Source organism: Actinomadura oligospora ATCC 43269 (genome assembly GCF_000518265.1).
In the GTDB taxonomy this organism is placed as follows: Bacteria; Actinomycetota; Actinomycetes; order Streptosporangiales; family Streptosporangiaceae; genus Spirillospora; species Spirillospora oligospora.
Map to the genome: position 1 here is coordinate 509,471 of NZ_KI912410.1, position 17,124 is coordinate 526,594.

A 17,124-nucleotide genomic window follows, 5' to 3' on the forward strand; every position below is an offset into this window, starting at 1 on the left:
CGCGCCTCAGAAGCACTCGTCGCCGAGCTTCATCGAAAGGTTGTGGAGCTTGAACGTGCCGGCGGTGGTGGCCCACGCGACCTGGCGGACGTTCTTCAGGTGCACCTCGTCGGCCTGCTGCCCGAACATGCCGGCGCCGGCGCGGCCGAGGGCCTGGGTGTTCTTGTCCATCGTGGACGCGTCGCGCCCGATCTCGATGTTCTTGAACTCGGCGTCGGCGTCGAGCTGCTCGACGTCCAGGGTGAGGTTGCTGGCCTGGACCGGGGTGCCGGCGTCGCCCGCGGTGAGCCGCAGGACCACGCCCGGCAGCACCTTCACCGACTGGCACATGTTGGTGATCTCGGCGTTCTTGATGCCGGAGATCTGGACCAGGTGCTTGGTGCCGTTCTTCTGCTCGTCCGCGCCGCCGTACTGGACGAAGCCGGTGCCGTCGAGGGCCGCGGCCTTCACCTTGAAGCTGCCGCCGGAGACCGCGAACGAGGACGCGAGCGCACCCTGCGCGGTCATGAAGACCAGGGCTCCGGCGCCGACCACGGCGGGCCCGGCGAGGGCGGCGAAACGCTTCCAGCGGACCTTGCCGAGCGCGGCCTCGTTGGAGTCGGTCATGTGCTCTCCCTGGGGGACGAGGGGGTGGGAAACGGTCATCAGGTGACGATCGTCACCTCGGTAACTCATCGTGCAAGTTACCCTCAAGTACTTACTTGCTCAAACCCAGGTCCGAAATTAAAGGTAAAACCTGACAGTGGCTGAGCTGGGGGGATATTCGATTGATCATGTAATAGCGGCGGTTCGGGGCGACCGGAAAGCGCTACCCACAGTGATCAAATTCGGTGCGCGACGCCCCCGCGCAGCAGCGGATCGAGCGCCTGGCGCAGCGCCCGGACCTGCGCGCAGAGCGGCGGAACGGCCGGGTCCAGGCCCTCCGCGAGCGACTCGATCTCACGCAGCCGCGCGTCCACGAGCTTGAGCCGCGTCTCCGCCGGACCGGGGTCGGCGACCTGAACCGGGACGGACACGGTGGACGAACCGGTCGCCGCGGCGGTGGCCGCGGTGGCGGCGGCCCGCAGGAGGGCGGCCTGGCGCCGCAGCTCGCGCTGGTGCCGGTCCAGCTCGGCGAACGCCGTCACCTTGGCGCGCAGCAGCCAGGGGTCGAACGGCTTGGTCAGCAGGTCGGCCGCGCCGACCGCGTACACGCGCGGGGCCAGGTCGGGGGTGTCGCTGGCGGTCAGGAAGACGATCGGGACGTGCCGGGTGCGCGGACGGCTGCGGATGTGCCGCGCGGTCTCCAGGCCGTCCATGCCCGGCATGACGAGGTCCATGAGGATCAGCCCGAAATCCCCGTCGAGCAGCGCGCGCAGCGCCGCGCGGCCCGAGTCGGCGCACACGACCTCGACGGGCAGCGCGTCGAGCACCGCCCGCAAGGCAACGAGATTGTCCGCCCTGTCGTCGACCGCGAGGATCCTGGTCACGTCGGCCACGCCAACCCTCCGAGCACACCTCTCAGCCTGCGCCGTGCACCCCCCGGATCTCACACCATCGCATGTCCGCACGCTCAGCGACAGAGGAATGTCGCAGAGTGAGAATTCCCCTCCGGGCCTCGGGCGCGGGCCCCGGCGCCCAGGGCGACAGGCCGCCGGGGTCGTGCCAGCGGTCGGCCGGGGTCAGGTGAGCCAGCCGGGCCGGACGAGGCCGGACTCGTAGGCGTGCACCACCAGCTGCGCCCGGTCGCGCGCGCCGAGCTTCACCATCGCGCGGCTGACGTGCGTCTTCGCCGTGGCCGGGCTGACCACCAGGCGGGCCGCGATCTCCTCGTTGGACAGCCCCTCGCCGACCAGTCCGAGCACCTCGCGCTCCCGGTCGGTCAGGTCGTTCAGCCGGGGCGACACGTGCGCCGGACGCGTCCGGGTGGCGAACTCGGCGATCAGCCGGCGCGTGACGCTCGGGGACAGCAGCGCGTCCCCGTCCGCCACCACCCGCACCGCGTGGATCAGCTCGACCGGCTCGGTGTCCTTGACCAGGAAGCCGCTGGCCCCGCCGCGCACCGCCTCGAAGACGTACTCGTCCAGCTCGAAGGTGGTGAGGATGACGATCCGGACCTCGCCCAGCCGCTCGTCGGACGCGATCCGGCGGGTCGCCTCCAGGCCGTCCAGGCCGGGCATGCGGATGTCCATGAGGATCACGTCGGGACGCAGCCGCCGCGCGTCCGCGATGGCCTCCTCGCCGTCGCCCGCCTCGCCGACCACCTCGATGTCCGGCTGCGCGGCCAGCAGCGCCCGGAACCCCGCCCGGACCAGCGCCTGGTCGTCGGCCAGCAACACCCTGATCATGCCCGCTCCTCATCAGCGTCGATCGGCAGGACGGCCTCCACGCGGAACCCGCCGCCCGGCCGCGGCCCGGCGCGGAACGAGCCGCCGAGCGCCGCCGCGCGCTCCCGCATCCCGCGCAGGCCCGCGCCGCCGCCCAGCCGCTCACCGTCGTCCTCCGGGCCCGGCGCGCCGCGTCCATCGTCCTCCACCCGGACGGTCAGCTCGCGCTCGCCGTAGTCGATGTGCGCGCGCACGGTCACCGGACCGGGCCCGCCGTGCCGCGCCGCGTTGGTCAGCGACTCCTGGACGATCCGGAACGCGGCCAGGTCGCACGCGGCGGGCAGCGGCCGGACGTCCCCGCTCGTCCCGGCCTCGACCCGCAGCCCGGAGGCGCGGGCGCGGGCGGCCAGCTCGTCCAGCCTGACCAGCCCGGCCGTGGGGGAGCGCGGCGCGGACTCGTCCTGCGCGCGCAGCGCCCCGATCACCGACCGCATCTCGGTGAGGACCTCTTTGCTGGCCTCCTTGATCGCGGTGAGCGCGGCGCGCGCCTCCTCCGGATCGTCGTCCAGCAGGTGCAGCGCCACCCCGGCCCGCACGTTGATCATGGAGACGTTGTGCGCCAGGACGTCGTGCAGCTCGCGCGCCATCCGCAGCCGCTCCTCGCTGGCCTGCCGGCGCTCCCGCTCGGCCCGCGACCGCTCGGCGGCGGCCGACCGCTGCGCCCGCATCCGCATCAGCTCGCCATAGACCAGGACGACCAGCGCCCACCCCAGCGCGAACAGCACCTCGGCCATCTCCGGACGGGGGACCGGGAAGGTGTTCGCCGAGAGGCCGCGCTGCTCCGGGTCGACCCCGATCAGCCAGGCGACCGCGAAGTAGACGCCGAGGCCGCCGAGCGTCCCGGCCCAGGCGACCAGCCGGTGCCCCGCGTACAGGGCCGCCAGGATCGCCACGAAGGCCGCGACCGGCACCGGCCCGTACGGATAGGCCCGCAGGAAGTACAGGCCCGTGACCAGCCCTGTGGAGGCCAGCGAGACCACGGGGTACCGGCGGCGCAGCAGCAGGACGGCCGGACCCCCGACCAGCAGCGCGAGCCCCAGCGCGTCCAGCGGCGTCGCGGGCGGGGCCTGGTGGCCGCCGTGGTCCCAGCGGCGGTGCGCCGCCCCCTCCGTCGCGCCCACCTGGAACAGCGCCAGGAACACGGGCACGACCCAGAAGGGCCAGGCCGCCGGCCGCAGCCGGGGCCGGAGCCGCCGGGGGGCGGCGGACGGTGCGGAAACGCTCACCCGGGCACATTAGGACGCCCGCGTGCGCCCTCGCGTCCCCCACCGGGCGCGATCATCCGTACTCCCGCGGGAGTACGCGGCCCGACAGCGCTGGCGGCGCGGCCATGCCCGGGCCGCCGGAGCCGAGCCACGGGCCGCGCGGGAACGCGGCCCGGGCAGGGGGTCATTCGCCCTGGAGGCGGGGGCTGAACCAGCTGAGGACGTTCGGGATCTGGCCGCGCCAGGCCCCGAGCGTCCCCTCGGCGGCGGGCGGGAGGGTGCGCTCCTCGTACTTCTCCACCTGCATCGGGGCCTTGGCGAGGGAGGCGAACCGGGCGCTCTGCTGGACCCGGCGTCCGTCCGACCCGACCCAGACCAGCATCGAGATCGGGGGCGGGGGCATGTGCTCGAGGCGCCAGAACAGGTCCTGCTGCTGGCGGAACGCGACGCTGCCGCCGAACGGGTCGCCGGGGCGGGGGCGGCCGGGGGTCTCGTCGGCGGCGAGGGGGGACGGCGTCTCGGCGGACAGGTCGAAGTCCGCGTTGATCGTCGCGGCGGCGCCGAACCGGGAGGAGCCGGTCATCGCCAGCCGGGCCGCGCACTGGCCGCTCGTGCCGAAGCCCAGCACGCCCCAGCCCTTGTGGTCGTTCGGCAGGTGGTAGAGGTCGCTGAGCGCGAGCGGGACGTCCTGCGCGTAGAAGTCGAGGGCCTGCCCGGTGCCCTTCCCCGGCAGGTTCAGGCAGGACGCCGGGTGCGTGCCCGCCGAGGCCGGGGGCTTCACGCCGTTCTCGCCGGTGCCGACGGGGCGTCCGGTCGGGCCGTCGGGCGGCTCGGCGCCCGTCCCGCCCGCGGGCGGCGCGGACGCCTGGGTCAGGCCCTTCACCGAGCGGAGCATCACGTAGATGACGGGCTGGATCTTGTTCGCGGCGGTGAGCTTGGCGGCCTCGTCCGGCAGGCGCGCCTGCTTGATCCAGGCGAGCTTGTCGTCGGACGGCCCGGACCCTCCGGAGATCGCCAGCACGACCGGGAGCCGCTTGCCCTTGTTCTGCGGCTGGAAGTACTGCGCGGGGAGGTAGGCGTACGCCTCGGTGGTGAGCCCGGTCGTCGCGCCGGTGATCTGCAGCCTGTCGACGCGTCCGTCCACCTTGGGGTCGGCGGGACGGTTCGGGTGGCGCGGGCCGAGCGTGGTCGTGGTGCGCTTGACCAGCTTGGTGAGCGTGCTCTCCTTGCCCCGGCTCGGCTGGACGGTCTGCACCTTGGCGTTGGCCCGGACGGGCCCGAACAGGTCGTCCCAGGTGTTGTAGAAGACGAACCAGCGGTTCACCAGCAGGGTGATCGCGAGGGTCAGCGCGACCTGGGAGACGCCCAGCAGCAGGGTGCGGGCGCCGAGCCGTTTCAGCCCGCCGCCGGCCAGCCGTGGCCACAGCCACAGCGTGCCGACCCCGAGCACGGCGGCGAGCAGGCACACGGGCCCGATGAACGTGAGATTCGACGGCTCCACGTCACTCCCCCTGGAGGTGATCGCTCAGCCACGTGATCGTGGGAGGGATGTACTTGCGGAACGCCTTGAAGTTGTGGCCGCCGGACGGGAGCATCCACTTCTCCACCAGCAGCGGGGGCCGGGCGGCCGCCATGAACTTCTGCGCGGACGGGTAGGTCTTCTCGCCGGTCAGCGCGGACGCGACCAGGATCGAGACCGGCGGCTGCGGCAGGTTCTTCAGGCGCCAGGTCAGGTTGTTGCTGTTGCGGACGGCCTTGCTGCCGCCGTACAGGTCACGCGTGGTCGTGTCGAGCAGCGCGTGGAAGTGCCCGGCCATGCTGGACGCGGCGGAGAACCGGTCGGAGTGCAGCATCGCCAGCTTCGTGGCGCAGTAGCCGCCGGTCGAGTACCCGGCGAGGCCCCAGCCGCGCCGGTCGCGGGCGGTGCGGTTCCTGTAGGTGTTCGAGATCGCGTCCGGGATGTCCTGGGAGAAGAAGGTCTCGACCTGCGGGCCGCCCGGGACGTCCGCGCACTCGGTGTCCCACCCGTTCTCGATGGTCGGGCGCATCATCACGTAGATCATCGGCTGCGCCTTCTTGGCCGAGACCTGGAGGAACGCCTCCTCGGGGACGTGCCCCTTGTCGATCCAGGTGAGCCGGTCGGCGGCCGGGTAACCGGCGATGAACAGCACCACGGGGAACCGCTTGGCCGCGTTCTGCTTCTGGAAGTACTGCGCCGGCAGGTACACGTACGCCTCGGACTTCAGGCCCGTCCGGACGCCCTGGATGTCGAGGTGCTGGACCAGGCCGTCCTTGGACGGGGTGTGGCCCTTGCCCGGCCCGAGCTTCGCCGCCGAGGTGACCGTGACCTGGGACGACGCGGCGGCGTTCGGGTTCGCCGGGGGTTTCTCCAGCACCTGGGACTTCCCGCCCGCGGCGCCGAGCAGGTCCGACCAGCTGCCGTAGAAGAGGTAGTACCTGTTCACCGCGGTCAGGACCAGCGAGACGATCACCAGCTGGACGCCCGCCATCACACCGATCCGCCCGGCCAGGGCGAGCGGGCCCCGTCCCGCCAGCCGGTTCCAGCCGCGCAGCGCGACCAGCCCCACGGCGGCGGCCAGGATCACCAAGAGCAGGATGATGAGCCCCCAGCTCGTCAATCCCAGCATGTGTCGGTCCCCCTAGTGGTTCACGCTTCGCCTCGCCATCCGGGCGCCCTTAGAGAACTCGGCAAACATGCGGCAGAGTTCCAGCGAAGATTCAGAAACCGGATCGTAGGGGCGCGGGAGTGCCCTGGGCGATTCCGTGCGGTCACCCTACCGACCAGAGGGTTAGCCACATGTTTACCCTATGTGCAAGATCAGATGGGCTCGCCCGGTGTTTCAGCGAACCTTCAGGTGGGGACCCTTGCGCGACCCGCCGCGACCCTGCTCACGGGACACGGCCGAGCCCGCCCGGAGGGGTCATCCCGCGAGCCATTCTCCCGTCTCCACGCTGACCAGGCCGTGCCTCGCGGCCTCGATGACGGCCTCGCGCTGGGAGTGCACGCCGAGCTTGCTGAGCACCGACTGGACGTGGCTGCGCGCCGTGCTCCGCGTGACGCCCATGGCCTTGGCGAGCGCCTGGGTCGACTCGCCCCGGGCCAGCCGGGTCAGGACCTCGCGCTCACGCGGAGTGAGGAACCGCGCGACCCGCTGCGCCTGGCTCTGCCCCGGGACGCCGGGACGCGCGTCCGGGCGGCGCGGGGCGGCGCGCTCGGCGACGATCTCGCCGCGGCCGACCCGGCGCAGCACCGCGAGGATGTCGCCCGCCTGCTGGCCCTTGTGCGCGAACCCGCTCACCCCGGCGGTCAGGCCCGCCGACAGGACCGGCGGCTCCAGGTAACCGGTCAGCACCACGAACCGGGTGGACGGCGCCGCCGCGCGCAGCCGCGGCATCCACTCCAGCGCGGTGGTGCCCGGGAAGTTGAGGTCGATCAGGCACAGGTCGGCGGGCCGGGCGCGCAGCACGGTGAGCAGCTCGGCGGGGGAGTCGACCTGCCCGACGACCGCGTACCCGGCGTCGGCGAGCACCAGCGACAGTGACTCGGTGAACACGCGGTGGTCGTCGCAGACCACCACGGTGACGGCGGCGGCCGTCATGCCGTCCGCCCGGTTCGCGCCGTCCGCCGGTGCCCCGCGTGCTCTGTCGGGTTCATCCGATCGGCCGCCAGTCGTCCCAGTCGGCGTCGTCCAGGTCGCTGCCGAGCCCGGCGCGCAGGCCGTGGTCCAGGTCGCGGCCCGCGTCCACGTCGAGGCTTGCGTCGAGGTCCGTGTCGAAGCTCACGTCGCGGGCGTCGGTGACGGACGGGGGCGGGGCGGACGGGAGGAGCAGGCGGACGCGCGCGCCGCCCATCTCGCAGGTGCGGATCTCCAGGCTGCCGCCGTAGCCGGACACCAGGTCGTGCACGATGCCGAGCCCGAGCGAGGCGAGGCCGCCGGGGGCCTGGCCGAAGCCGGGGCCGTCGTCGTCGACCTGGAGCACGACCCAGCCGCGTTCGACGCCGACCCGGACGTTCACCCGGTGGCCCGCGACCCGGCAGGCGTTGTCGAGGACGTTGCGGAGCGCCCGCCAGAGCGCGACCGCGTCCATGTGCGCCCAGGCGGGCTCGCCTTCGAAGCACACCTCGTGCGGGGTGGCGAGCCGGATGCCGGTGACGACCTCGGCGGCCAGCTCGTCCACGCGGAGCCGCTGCGCGGGCGCGGGGGCGGACGCGTCGTCGTCGCCGCCGTCGGCGGCCTCCTCGTCGAGCTGGCGGAGCAGGTGGTCGAGCCACCGGGTCTCGCCGAGCAGCTGCTCGACGCGCTCGCGGCTGGCCGGGCCGATGTCGTCGGCGACCGCGACCGCGGACGCCAGCATGATCACGGTGCCGAGCTCGTGCCGGATGTCGTGCCGCAGCCGCCGCCGCCAGAGCACGGGGTCTCCCGCTCCGGCGCGGGCGCAGGGGTCGCCGTGAGGAGAGGACGCGGGGCTGTCGGAACGGTCCGGGCCGGATGGTCGGCGTGGCGCGTCGAGCGGTGGTGAGGACCGTGGCTGCCCGTGCTGCATGGAGGACCCCCGTCCGTGATGCCGGCACCTCTCCAGGAGTACTGCGAGGCCGTCTCCCCACACGGCCCGTTTCTCGACGGTCACCCCGTACCGCCCGCCATGTCCAGTCAATTGACCGCCACTGACCGCTGCCTGACCGGTTGTGGACAGTCCGATTATCCGCGCCAACCGGGTCCATTGTCGGAACGTCCAAGGACGGGCTCACGATCATCCGGCGGACGCCGCCCGCCGGTCATCCGCGCGTCATTTCCTTCATGCCTTCGGCGTAGCGGTCTTGCGCATTCCGATGGGTGTGCGGCACTGGCGCGGCAGGCACAGTGCCGGTATGCCCAAGGTCACTTTTCTCGGACATGCCGGACTTGCGGTGCGCGCGGACGCGTTCCGCCTGCTCGCCGACCCGTGGCTCGCCCCCACCGGGGCCTTCCTGGGAGCGTGGCACCAGTATCCGAGAAATGATCACCTGGACGTTCCGGGGTTGCTCGACGCCGACTGGGTCGCGGTGTCGCACGAACACCTCGACCACTTCGACCCCTGGGTCATCGAACGGCTTTCGGAGCGGACCAGAATCCTCATTCCCGGATATCCGGGACCCGCGTTCAGAGAACGCGTGCGAACGGCCGCCGGTTCCCGCCAGGTCATTGAAGTGTCACCGTGGGAGAAATTCCCCTTGGACAATCGGGGGTCGTGGATCACGGCGATTCCCGAGTTGTCGCCGATGTGCCATGACGCAGCATTTCTGATCGTTGCGGACGGCCGCGCCGTCCTGCACTGCAACGACGCCCGGCTGACCGCCGCGCAGGCGCGCCGCGCCAAGCACCTGGCGGGCGGGCGGCTCGACCTCATGGCGCTGCAGACCTCCGGCGCGTCCTGGCACCCGATCTGCTACGAGTACCCGCCGGAGGAGATGGCGAGGATCTCGCTGGCCAAGCGGATCTCCAAGCTCCGCGCGGCGCAGCGGCTCGTCCGGCAGACCGCGCCGGAGCTGGCCGTCCCGTTCGCCGGGCCGCCGTGCTTCCTGGACGACGAGGTCTCCCATCTCAACTGGGTGCTCGACCAGGAGGACGGCGCGTTCTGCGACCCGGACGCGTCGGTCGGCTGGCTGCGCGAGCACCTGCCGAACCAGGCGTTCGCGTCGTTCCACCCCGGCGACGCGATCGAGCTGGACACCGGCGGGATCACCCGCGACCCGGTGTCGGCCGAGTTCTCCTACTCCGGCGCCGACCGGGACGGCTACCTGGAGCGGTACGCCACCGACCGGAAGGACCTGATCGCGGGCGTCCTCGCGGACTATCCCGAGCCCGGCCCGGACCTGTTCGACCGGTTCGCCGAGCACTTCCACCGGCTCGGCGCGCTCAGCGACTACTTCCTCGAGCAGATCGCGATGACCGTCCGGTTCGAGGTGACCGGCCGGAACGGCGGCACCTGGGACGTGGACCTGAGGCCCGGCGCGGTGACGGTCACCGACGCGGGCGGCCCCGGGGCCCGTCCGGACGCCCGGCCGCAGTACCGGATCACCGTCGCGGGGCGCTGGCTGGACACCGTCCTCACCGGCCGCCTCGCCTGGGAGGACCTGCTCATCTCCTTCCGGCTCAGCCTCTACCGCGACCCCGACGTCTACAACGACTACCTCGTCGGGCTGCTCAAGCACGCCAACGCGCAGGCCCTGCGCGCGGTCGAGGAGTACGAGACCGGCCGGGACGAGTCGGAGCGCATCGTCGTCCGTTCCGGCGGGCGCTCCTTCGACATCCCGCGCTACTGCCCGCACGCGGGCGAGGACCTTTCCATCGGCGCGGTCGTCCGGGACGGCCAGATCCACTGCCTCGCGCACAACTTCGCGTTCGACCTCGCGACCGGACAGTGCGTCAACGCCCGCGCCGCCGGCCTCGGCAGCCGCCCCGTCGCCTGAGCGCGGCCGCCGCGTGGATGTTCTGACGGGAGGGCGTGGGGTCGATCAATCCGGGGGTGTGAGATCCGCCGATCCGGTAACGTTTCCCCTGCTTCGCGGGGGTTGAGGGGATTTTGCGGATGGTCATGGGGAAGATCGAAGGTGCTGTGCGCAAGGCCCGGCCGACGGTGCGGAAGGTGCGCGGCGACCGCCGCCGCCTGGCCGTCGTCGCCGTGCTGTTCGTCCTGCTGGTGGGCGGCATGGAGCTGCTCGCGCTGAAGATGGGCTCGTTCGACGTGCCGTTCGCCGGGGAGGACGGGCCGACCGCGATGGCCGGTCACACGGCCACCGGCGCCGAGTAGCCACCGGCGTCAGCGGGTGTTCCGCTCCTTCAGGATCGACTGGAGGTCGGCGGCGTCCGACAGGGTCGGGCAGGCGTACTTCGCCTGGTGGCCCCACGAGTAGGCGATCTCGAGCGGCGGGTCCGGGACGAGCCGGTCCCAGCGCGCGAGGAGGGCCCGGAACTGCCCGCCGGTCGGCATCCAGTACTTCTTGTCGCCGTTCGAGCAGCCCTGCCCGAAGGTCTGCAGGACGGGCGCGACCGAGGCGCGCGGGATCCCGGCGCGGTCGGCGAGCCGCACCATGCGGTCGATCGCGCCGAGGTCGCAGTCGGCGCGCGGGCTGGTTCCGCCCTGGCACGGGTACGGGTCGAGGCCGACGACGTCCACGTTCAGCTTGGCGGGCGTCGCGTCGCCCATCGGCCAGTCGGTGAGCGACACGAACGCGATCTGGCCGGGCGCCTGCGCCTTGATCAGGTCGGCGCGGCGGCGGATCTCGCCGAGCACCTTCGGGCACGCGCCCGGGTTCGGCTCGTCCGACAGGTACCAGCCGTAGACGCGCGGGTCGTGCCCGTACCTGCGGACGGCCGCGGCGAACGCGTCGAAGGACAGGGAGAAGTCGTCGCAGGTGAAGTTGCCGACCCAGAGCATCGCCCGCATCCCGCCCGGGATCCGCGCGAGCGCGGCGTCGTCCGGCTGCGCGTCCACGAGGTCGAAGCCGAGCTCCTTCAGCCGCGGGTAGTCGGCGGGCGTGGTGTTCAGCGCGATCCGGCGGGTGGGGACGGCCCGCGCCGCAGGGGTCCCGGGCGTCGCGCTCGGCCCCCGGTACGGGTGGTAGCCGCCGGACGTGCGCCACTGCACGGCGAGGACGACCCCGGCGACCAGCGCGACCGCCGCGATGACGATCAGGATCCTGAACCTCACGGTCGCCTCACGCCACGTCCGGGGCGTGGTCGCCGGCGTTCTCCGGATCCTTCTCCGGTTCCTTCTCGACCGGCCTGACCGCGCCGTCCGGGCCGACGGCCAGCGGCGGGACGGTGAAGCCGAGGATGTGCCGGACGGTGTCCCACAGCGCGCGCACCGTCGCCCGCATGGACGGTTCGCGCAGGTAGACCGCGTCCACCGCGACCCGCGCCGGGACGATCCGCTCGATGTAGTTGACCAGGTCGACGGTCTCGCCCGGCCCGAGGACGTCGAAGTCGCGGAACCGGACCTCCGACACCCCGGTGAGCCCCGGCCGGTGGTCGAAGACCCAGCGGGTGTCCGGGCCATAGTGGACGGCGAGGTCGTAGGTCTCCGGACGGGGCCCGACCAGCGTCATGTCCCCGCGCAGGACGTTCCACAGCTGCGGCAGCTCGTCCAGGGACCACTCGCGCAGCAGCCGTCCGACGCGGGTGAGCCGCGGGTCGGCGTTCGCGGTGACGGTGAGGCCGCCGACGCCCGTCCGCATCGTCCGGAACTTCAGCATCGTGAAGGGGTGGCCGCCCTGCCCGACGCGGGTCTGCCGGAACAGGCCGGGGCCCGAGCTGGACGTCCGCACCACGCACCAGATCAGCAGGAGCGGCGCCGACAGCAGGATCAGGCCGATCAGCGCGCCGAACACGTCCAGCGCCCGGCGCGCGCCGGAGGGCGGAACGCCGTCGGACGGGTCGACGGGGGACACCTGGAGTTCGGTCATGACGGAGCCGCCTCCGCTTCGAGGGTGGTCCGGCCGCGCAGGCGGGCGAACCAGAACAGCAGGACGAGAGTGGTCGTGGTGTAGGAGAGGGCGGACGCGACCGCCGCGCCCGTCGCGCCGAAGCGGGGGATGAGCAGCAGGTCCAGGGCGACGGTGACGGCGAGCCCGGCGGCCTGCGCGACCGAGGTGAGCCCGGGCCGTCCGACGCCGTAGAGGTACGCCTGGAGCAGCCCGGACACGCCGAACGTGACGAGCCCGCAGAGCAGCAGGTAGGTCGGATTGCGCGCGCCGTCGAACGACGACCCGAACACCCATGGCAGGACGGTCCCGGTGAGCAGCGCGAGCGGCACGATGGCCACCGCGGACACGGCGAGCGCGGGCAGGATCAGCTTCCGCGTCCGCTCGGCCGCGACGTCCCGCGCCTCCTTCGCGAAGTCGGGGTACAGGACGTAGTTCATCGCCAGCCCCGGCAACTGCACGAGCTCGGCGAACTTCGACGCGACCGTGTAGACCCCGAGGACGGACGGTCCGGCCATCGCGCCGAGGAAGGCGACGTCCAGCCTCAGGTTCAGCAGGTCGACGAGCTGCCCGAGCTGGCCGCGCATCCCGAACCCGGCGATCTCGCGTCCGAGGCCGAAGGAAGGGCGTCCCCAGCCGGAGAAGAAGCCGCGCCGGGCGAGGCGGCGCGCGATCCACGCGGCGGCGGCGACGTCGGCGAGGACGAGCGCGGTGATCAGCGCGCCCGGCCCGTACCAGAGGCCGAGCATGCCGACGTAGAACGGCAGGAACACGAACTCCTCGACGGTGATCGCCAGGCTCGCGCCGCGCAGGTCGCCGGTGCCCTGGAGCAGGCCCTTCCCGACCGACACGAACCCCTGCGTGAAGGACGGCACGGCCGCGGCCAGCGCGATCCAGAACCCGAACGACCGGAAGAAGAGGTGGAAGATCCCGGGGGACAGGACGAGCCAGGCGAGCCCGCCGACGACCGCGCCGCCGACCGTCAGCCACGCGACCGTCGGCCGCACCCGCCGCTGGTCGTACCGCTCTCCGGCCAGGTAGTAGGGCGCGGCGCCCATCAGGCCCGCGTTCGAGAGCTGGCAGACCATGCCGGGCAGGATCCGGACGAGCGTGAGCGCGCCGACGAGCTTCGGCCCGCCGATCCGCGCGACCAGGATCGTCGCGATCCCGAGCGAGGCGAGCGCGCCGAGGCGTCCGGCCATGTTGCCCGCGACCAGGCCGACCAGGCCCCCGCGCAGCCGTCCGCGCAGGCCGGCGGCGCGTTCCTCCAGGAGCGTCATGCGTTCTCCTCCCGCCGTCGTCCGTAGAGGTCCACGGCCGCGATGAGGCCGAAGAACGCCCAGCCGTGCCGGTAGTGCAGGGTCTGGTAGAAGAGCGCGGACACGAGGAAGACCACGACCAGCGCCCCGAACAGCTCGGGATGCGGGACGAGGTCGGAGTACTCGCGGTTGAGCGCCCCGCGCCGCGCGATCCGGACGCAGCGCAGCAGCAGGACGAACACCAGCGCGATCACCGCGACGCCACCGAGGAAGCCGCGTTCCAGCACGGCCGCGATGTAGTCGTTGTGGGCCTCGCGGACGTAGGAGTACTGCCCGTCGTAGCTGTGCCGGCGCACCTCGTTCGGCCCGATCCCGAAGGGGTGCTTCTGCTCGCCGAGCATGGTCAGGGTCGTGTTGAGGACGGTCCCGCGCGACTCGGTGCTCTCGCCGGTCGTCCGCCCGATCGAGTCGCGGAGGATCGGCGCGGTGTTCCCGACGCGTTCGACCAGGGTGGCGGTGTCGATCTGGGTGATGACGAGGACCGCCCCGCCGCCGAGGACGGCCGCGAGCGCGCCCGCGGCGACCGCGTGGTGCGCCTTGCCGTCCCTGACCAGCCCCCAGAGGTAGCCGACGACGAGCGCGACGCCGAGCGCGAGCGCGCCGCCGTTCGAGCCGGTCAGGAACTCGGCGGTGAGGAGGATCGCGCAGACCGTCCAGCGCGCGCCCTTCCGGCGCGGCAGCTGGGCGGCGCGCGCGATGAAGAACACGCAGATGAACCAGTTGGACGCGTAGTTCGCGTCGCCGAAGGTGAACATGGCGCGCGCGCCGTCCACCTGCTTGCCCGACAGCGCCTCGATGCCCGCCGCCATCCCGACGATCTCGGTGACGGCGTAGAGCGTGCCGATGTAGACGTAGGCGCGCAGGGCGATCCGCGTCATGCCCGCGTCCTGGCAGAGCGTGGCGACGCACACCGCCCACAGCAGGACGAACACGTCCTTGACCAGTGGCAACGCGCCCGCGCCGTCGTTCACCAGCGACGCGAGGGACCCCGCGAGGACGGCCAGCAGCGTCGGCAGGAGGAACGGCCACGGAACCGGCCTGCCCTGCGAGGTCGCCCAGAGCAGCGTGGTCCCGGTCAGCAGGACGAGCAGGACGTCGGGGATCGCGGTGTTGCCCGGCCCCGGACCCATGCCGAACGGCATCAGCATCGGCAGCGACGCGATCGACAGCACCAGCACGATCGCGGTCAGCCGCCGGTGCCGCTTCGCCGGAGTGGACGGGGCCACCTCCGGCGCGACGACGTTCGGCGAGGTCAGGAGCATCGCGTCACCGCTGGAAGGGACGGGTGGACGTGCCTCGGTAGGTCTCGTCGAGGACGGTGCCGAGGTGGGCGGGGGTGAACCAGTCGCCGACGCGCCCGCGCGCCCGCTCGGCCATCCGCGCGGCGGCGACCGGCTCGTCGAGCAGCGCGGCGGCGGCGACCGCGAGGCCGTGCGGATCCTGCGGCGGGACGAGCATCCCGGTCTCGCCCGCGAGCACCAGGTCCTGGTTGGACGGCACGGCCGTCGCGACCAGCGGGATCCCGGCGGCGATGGCCTCGACCAGCACGCACGGCAGGCCCTCCCAGCGGGACGCCATCGCCATCACGTCGAACGCGGGCAGCAGTTCCGGGACGTCGTCGCGGTGCCCGAGCCAGCGCATCCGGTCGGTCAGGCCGAGCTTGGTGGTGAGTTTCTCCAGTTCAGAGGTCATCGGACCGCCGCCGACCCAGAGCCCGAACACGTCGTCGGGCAGTTCCGCGAGGGCCCGGACGAAGATCTCCGGGCCCTTCTGGAACTGGAGCCGCCCGACCGACCCGACGACCTTCACACCGAGCGGCAGGTCCAGGCGGCGTCGGGCTCGTGCGCGCGCGCCTGACGACGCCGCCGCCTCGAACGCCGACACGTCCACGGCGGGCCACGACAGGCGCACCCGGTCCGGAGTGGTCAGGCCGAGGCGCAGGGCGGTCGTCACGGTCTCGGAGCCGATCGCCAGGAACGCGTCGGTGTGCTTGGCCGCCATGCGTTCCAGCCGCACGTACACCGACCGGCGCAGCCGCGACTGGAACTCGTTGAACGGGAAGCCGTGCCAGGTGTGGACGATGCGCGGCACACCGGCGCGGGCGGCGGCGATCCGCCCGATCACGCCGCCCTTCGCGCTGTGGGTGTGGACGACGTCGTACCGTCCCTCGGCGAGCACGGCCGTGAGCGTGCGCAGCGCGGCCATGTCGTCGCGCGGCGAGATCTGCGGGACGAGCGGCCGGACCTGCGTGATCTCCATCCCGGCCTCGTACGCGCGCGGGGTCAGGTCACCGGCCGCGGCGTTCTTCACGGCCTCCTCACCGTGCAGCACGTCCTGGCCGGATCCGTCCGAGCCGTCCGCGGTGGCGCTGTCCATGCCGACGCCACCGGTGATGACGGCACGTTCGTAACGGTCGGGATCGAGCGCGAGCGCGCCGTTCAGCGCCACGTTCCCGGCGCCGCCGTTGAACCGCGTGATCACGGTGGCGACGCGCAGCTTGCGGTCCGGATCCAGGGCTTCCAAGGCGCACCCCTCTACAGGCCGGGGGGATCGGTCGGCGATCCCGCGTCTCGCGGCGGCGCGGCGGCGGACGGCTCGGGCCGCCACGCCGGGTGGTACTCGGGGAGCAGCCGTCGCAGGATCCGCCGCACCTGCGTCGCGTCGTCGGCGCCCGCCGCCGCGCCCAGCTCGTCCAGCAGGGCGGGCAGCCCCGCCGCGGGCGGCGGAGCGGGCCGGGTCGCCCAGATCTTCGGGTGCGCGGTCCGCAGCCGCGCCTCGCAGTCCGCGAACGGCTTCTCGGCGAGCTTCTCGCCGGGGCCGAGCCCGCAGAACCGGATCGTCACCTCGGGCAGCCGCAGCTGCTCGGCGTACCGGTGCACCAGCTCGACCACCGGCACCGGACGGCCCATGTCCAGCACGAACGTCTCGGCCTCCTCGGCGAGCGCGGCGGCCTCCAGGAGCAGCCCGGCGGCCTCCTCGGCGGTCATGAAGTGCCGCGCCACCTCGGGATGGGTGATCGTCACGGTCTCCCCGGCGGCGATCCGGTCGGCGAGCAGCCCGAGCAGCCGCCCGCGCGGGCCGATCACGTTGCCGATGCGGACGGCCGCGAACCGGGTCGGCCCGCCCGCCGCCGCCTGCAGCAGGAACTCGCCGAGCCGCATCGTCGCGCCGAACACCGAGGTCGGGTCGGCGGCCTTGTCGGACGACACGAACACCAGATGCCGCGCGCCGTGCCGGACCGCGCCGTCCACGACGTGCCGCAGGCCGAGCACGTTGTCGGCGACGCCCCGGCACGGGTCCCGCTCGACCCGGCCGAGGTCGTGCCGTCCGGCCGCGTGGAAGACCAGCTCGGGGCGGGCGGCGGCGAGGACGGCCGCGACGACCGGGCCGTCCCGGACGTCGGCGGGCGCGGTGCCCACCCGGGCCTCGGGCAGGCGCGCGGTCATCTCGTGCCGCAGCCGGGCCAGCCCGGCCGCGTCGATGTCGACCAGCGTCAGCTCGGCCGGATCGAGCTGCTTCAGCCCGTGGCAGAGCGCCGACCCGACCGTCCCGCACGCGCCCGTCACCAGCACCCGGCGGCCCCGGACGAGCCGCCTCGCGCGCGGCCCGGTCACCGCCACCTCGTCGCGGCCGAGCAGCATCGCCAGCGGCGTCCGCTCGCCGCCCGCCTGCGACGACGCCCCGCCGGTCTGCGACGGCGCCTGTCCGCCGGGCCGTGTCGGCACGGCCGGAGGCGCGGCCTTCGGCCG

The 17,124-nt window shown here is 73.0% G+C and carries 16 protein-coding genes; 2 read left to right on the forward strand and 14 right to left on the reverse strand.

The window, feature by feature from the left end; all coding sequences use genetic code 11:
- Nucleotides 1–6 precede the first annotated feature (6 nt).
- From P696_RS0133950 to P696_RS53245, 8 genes are all read right to left on the reverse strand, one after another.
- Nucleotides 7–645 (reverse strand): DUF6230 family protein, encoded by a 639-nt coding sequence (locus P696_RS0133950; RefSeq protein WP_245627919.1) that lies wholly within the window; start codon nt 643–645, stop codon nt 7–9.
- 176 nt (nt 646–821) lie between these two features.
- Nucleotides 822–1,478, reverse strand: coding sequence for a response regulator (locus P696_RS0133955; RefSeq protein ID WP_026415811.1), 657 nt, complete (start codon nt 1,476–1,478; stop codon nt 822–824).
- A gap of 183 nt (nt 1,479–1,661) precedes the next feature.
- The gene (locus P696_RS0133960; protein WP_026415812.1) at nt 1,662–2,327 is read right to left on the reverse strand and encodes a response regulator transcription factor; all 666 of its coding nucleotides are present in this window, start codon (nt 2,325–2,327) and stop codon (nt 1,662–1,664) included.
- Complete coding sequence (locus P696_RS0133965) at nt 2,324–3,592, reverse strand: sensor histidine kinase (protein ID WP_051468486.1); 1,269 nt, start codon at nt 3,590–3,592, stop codon at nt 2,324–2,326. The genes P696_RS0133960 and P696_RS0133965 overlap by 4 nt, the downstream gene beginning before the upstream one ends.
- Nucleotides 3,593–3,755: 163 nt before the next feature.
- Entirely contained in the window at nt 3,756–5,072 is a 1,317-nt protein-coding gene (locus tag P696_RS0133970) for an alpha/beta hydrolase (protein WP_026415814.1), read from the reverse strand.
- A 1-nt stretch (nt 5,073) separates the two neighbouring features.
- Nucleotides 5,074–6,219, reverse strand: coding sequence for an alpha/beta hydrolase (locus P696_RS0133975; protein ID WP_051468487.1), 1,146 nt, complete (start codon nt 6,217–6,219; stop codon nt 5,074–5,076).
- 294 nt (nt 6,220–6,513) lie between these two features.
- A complete protein-coding gene (locus P696_RS49930; RefSeq protein ID WP_051468488.1) occupies nt 6,514–7,191 on the reverse strand; it encodes a response regulator in 678 nt (225 codons plus the stop codon).
- Nucleotides 7,192–7,243: 52 nt separating this feature from the next.
- Complete coding sequence (locus P696_RS53245; RefSeq protein ID WP_051468489.1) at nt 7,244–8,005, reverse strand: sensor histidine kinase; 762 nt, start codon at nt 8,003–8,005, stop codon at nt 7,244–7,246.
- Between the two features lie 457 nt (nt 8,006–8,462).
- On the opposite strand from P696_RS53245, the gene P696_RS0133990 reads away from it, so the two are divergent.
- Complete coding sequence (locus tag P696_RS0133990) at nt 8,463–10,043, forward strand: Rieske 2Fe-2S domain-containing protein (RefSeq protein WP_026415816.1); 1,581 nt, start codon at nt 8,463–8,465, stop codon at nt 10,041–10,043.
- Nucleotides 10,044–10,168: 125 nt separating this feature from the next.
- Nucleotides 10,169–10,384 (forward strand): hypothetical protein, encoded by a 216-nt coding sequence (locus tag P696_RS0133995; RefSeq protein ID WP_157430086.1) that lies wholly within the window; start codon nt 10,169–10,171, stop codon nt 10,382–10,384.
- A 9-nt stretch (nt 10,385–10,393) separates the two neighbouring features.
- Here the strand turns inward: P696_RS0133995 and P696_RS0134000 are convergent, their stop codons facing one another.
- Genes P696_RS0134000 through P696_RS49945 form a run of 6 tightly spaced genes read right to left on the reverse strand, consistent with a single transcriptional unit; the run spans nt 10,394 to nt 17,100 of the window.
- Nucleotides 10,394–11,284 carry a glycoside hydrolase 5 family protein gene (locus P696_RS0134000; protein ID WP_026415818.1) on the reverse strand — a complete coding sequence of 297 codons (891 nt, stop codon included), beginning with the start codon at nt 11,282–11,284 and terminating at the stop codon, nt 10,394–10,396.
- 7 nt (nt 11,285–11,291) lie between these two features.
- On the reverse strand, nt 11,292–12,038 hold the full coding sequence (locus P696_RS49940; protein ID WP_051468490.1) for a sugar transferase: 747 nt from the start codon (nt 12,036–12,038) through the stop codon (nt 11,292–11,294).
- Nucleotides 12,035–13,336 carry an oligosaccharide flippase family protein gene (locus P696_RS0134010; protein ID WP_026415819.1) on the reverse strand — a complete coding sequence of 434 codons (1,302 nt, stop codon included), beginning with the start codon at nt 13,334–13,336 and terminating at the stop codon, nt 12,035–12,037. Before P696_RS0134010 ends, P696_RS49940 begins: the two co-directional genes overlap by 4 nt.
- On the reverse strand, nt 13,333–14,637 hold the full coding sequence (locus tag P696_RS0134015) for an O-antigen ligase family protein (protein WP_026415820.1): 1,305 nt from the start codon (nt 14,635–14,637) through the stop codon (nt 13,333–13,335). The genes P696_RS0134010 and P696_RS0134015 overlap by 4 nt, the downstream gene beginning before the upstream one ends.
- Nucleotides 14,638–14,641: 4 nt before the next feature.
- A complete protein-coding gene (locus P696_RS0134020) occupies nt 14,642–15,898 on the reverse strand; it encodes a glycosyltransferase (protein ID WP_064744228.1) in 1,257 nt (418 codons plus the stop codon).
- Between the two features lie 11 nt (nt 15,899–15,909).
- Nucleotides 15,910–17,100, reverse strand: a complete 1,191-nt coding sequence (locus tag P696_RS49945) for a polysaccharide biosynthesis protein (RefSeq protein WP_170026661.1) — start codon at nt 17,098–17,100, stop codon at nt 15,910–15,912.
- Nucleotides 17,101–17,124: the final 24 nt, after the last annotated feature.

Coding starts and splice junctions, on each gene's coding strand:
- P696_RS0133950 (WP_245627919.1), bottom strand. CDS start 645: ATGACCGTTTCCCACCCCCTCGTCCCCCAGGGAGAGCACATGACCGAC.
- P696_RS0133960 (WP_026415812.1), bottom strand. CDS start 2,327: ATGATCAGGGTGTTGCTGGCCGACGACCAGGCGCTGGTCCGGGCGGGG.
- P696_RS0133975 (WP_051468487.1), bottom strand. CDS start 6,219: ATGCTGGGATTGACGAGCTGGGGGCTCATCATCCTGCTCTTGGTGATC.
- P696_RS49930 (WP_051468488.1), bottom strand. CDS start 7,191: ATGACGGCCGCCGCCGTCACCGTGGTGGTCTGCGACGACCACCGCGTG.
- P696_RS0133990 (WP_026415816.1), top strand. CDS start 8,463: ATGCCCAAGGTCACTTTTCTCGGACATGCCGGACTTGCGGTGCGCGCG.
- P696_RS0133995 (WP_157430086.1), top strand. CDS start 10,169: ATGGGGAAGATCGAAGGTGCTGTGCGCAAGGCCCGGCCGACGGTGCGG.
- P696_RS49940 (WP_051468490.1), bottom strand. CDS start 12,038: ATGACCGAACTCCAGGTGTCCCCCGTCGACCCGTCCGACGGCGTTCCG.
- P696_RS0134010 (WP_026415819.1), bottom strand. CDS start 13,336: ATGACGCTCCTGGAGGAACGCGCCGCCGGCCTGCGCGGACGGCTGCGC.
- P696_RS0134015 (WP_026415820.1), bottom strand. CDS start 14,637: ATGCTCCTGACCTCGCCGAACGTCGTCGCGCCGGAGGTGGCCCCGTCC.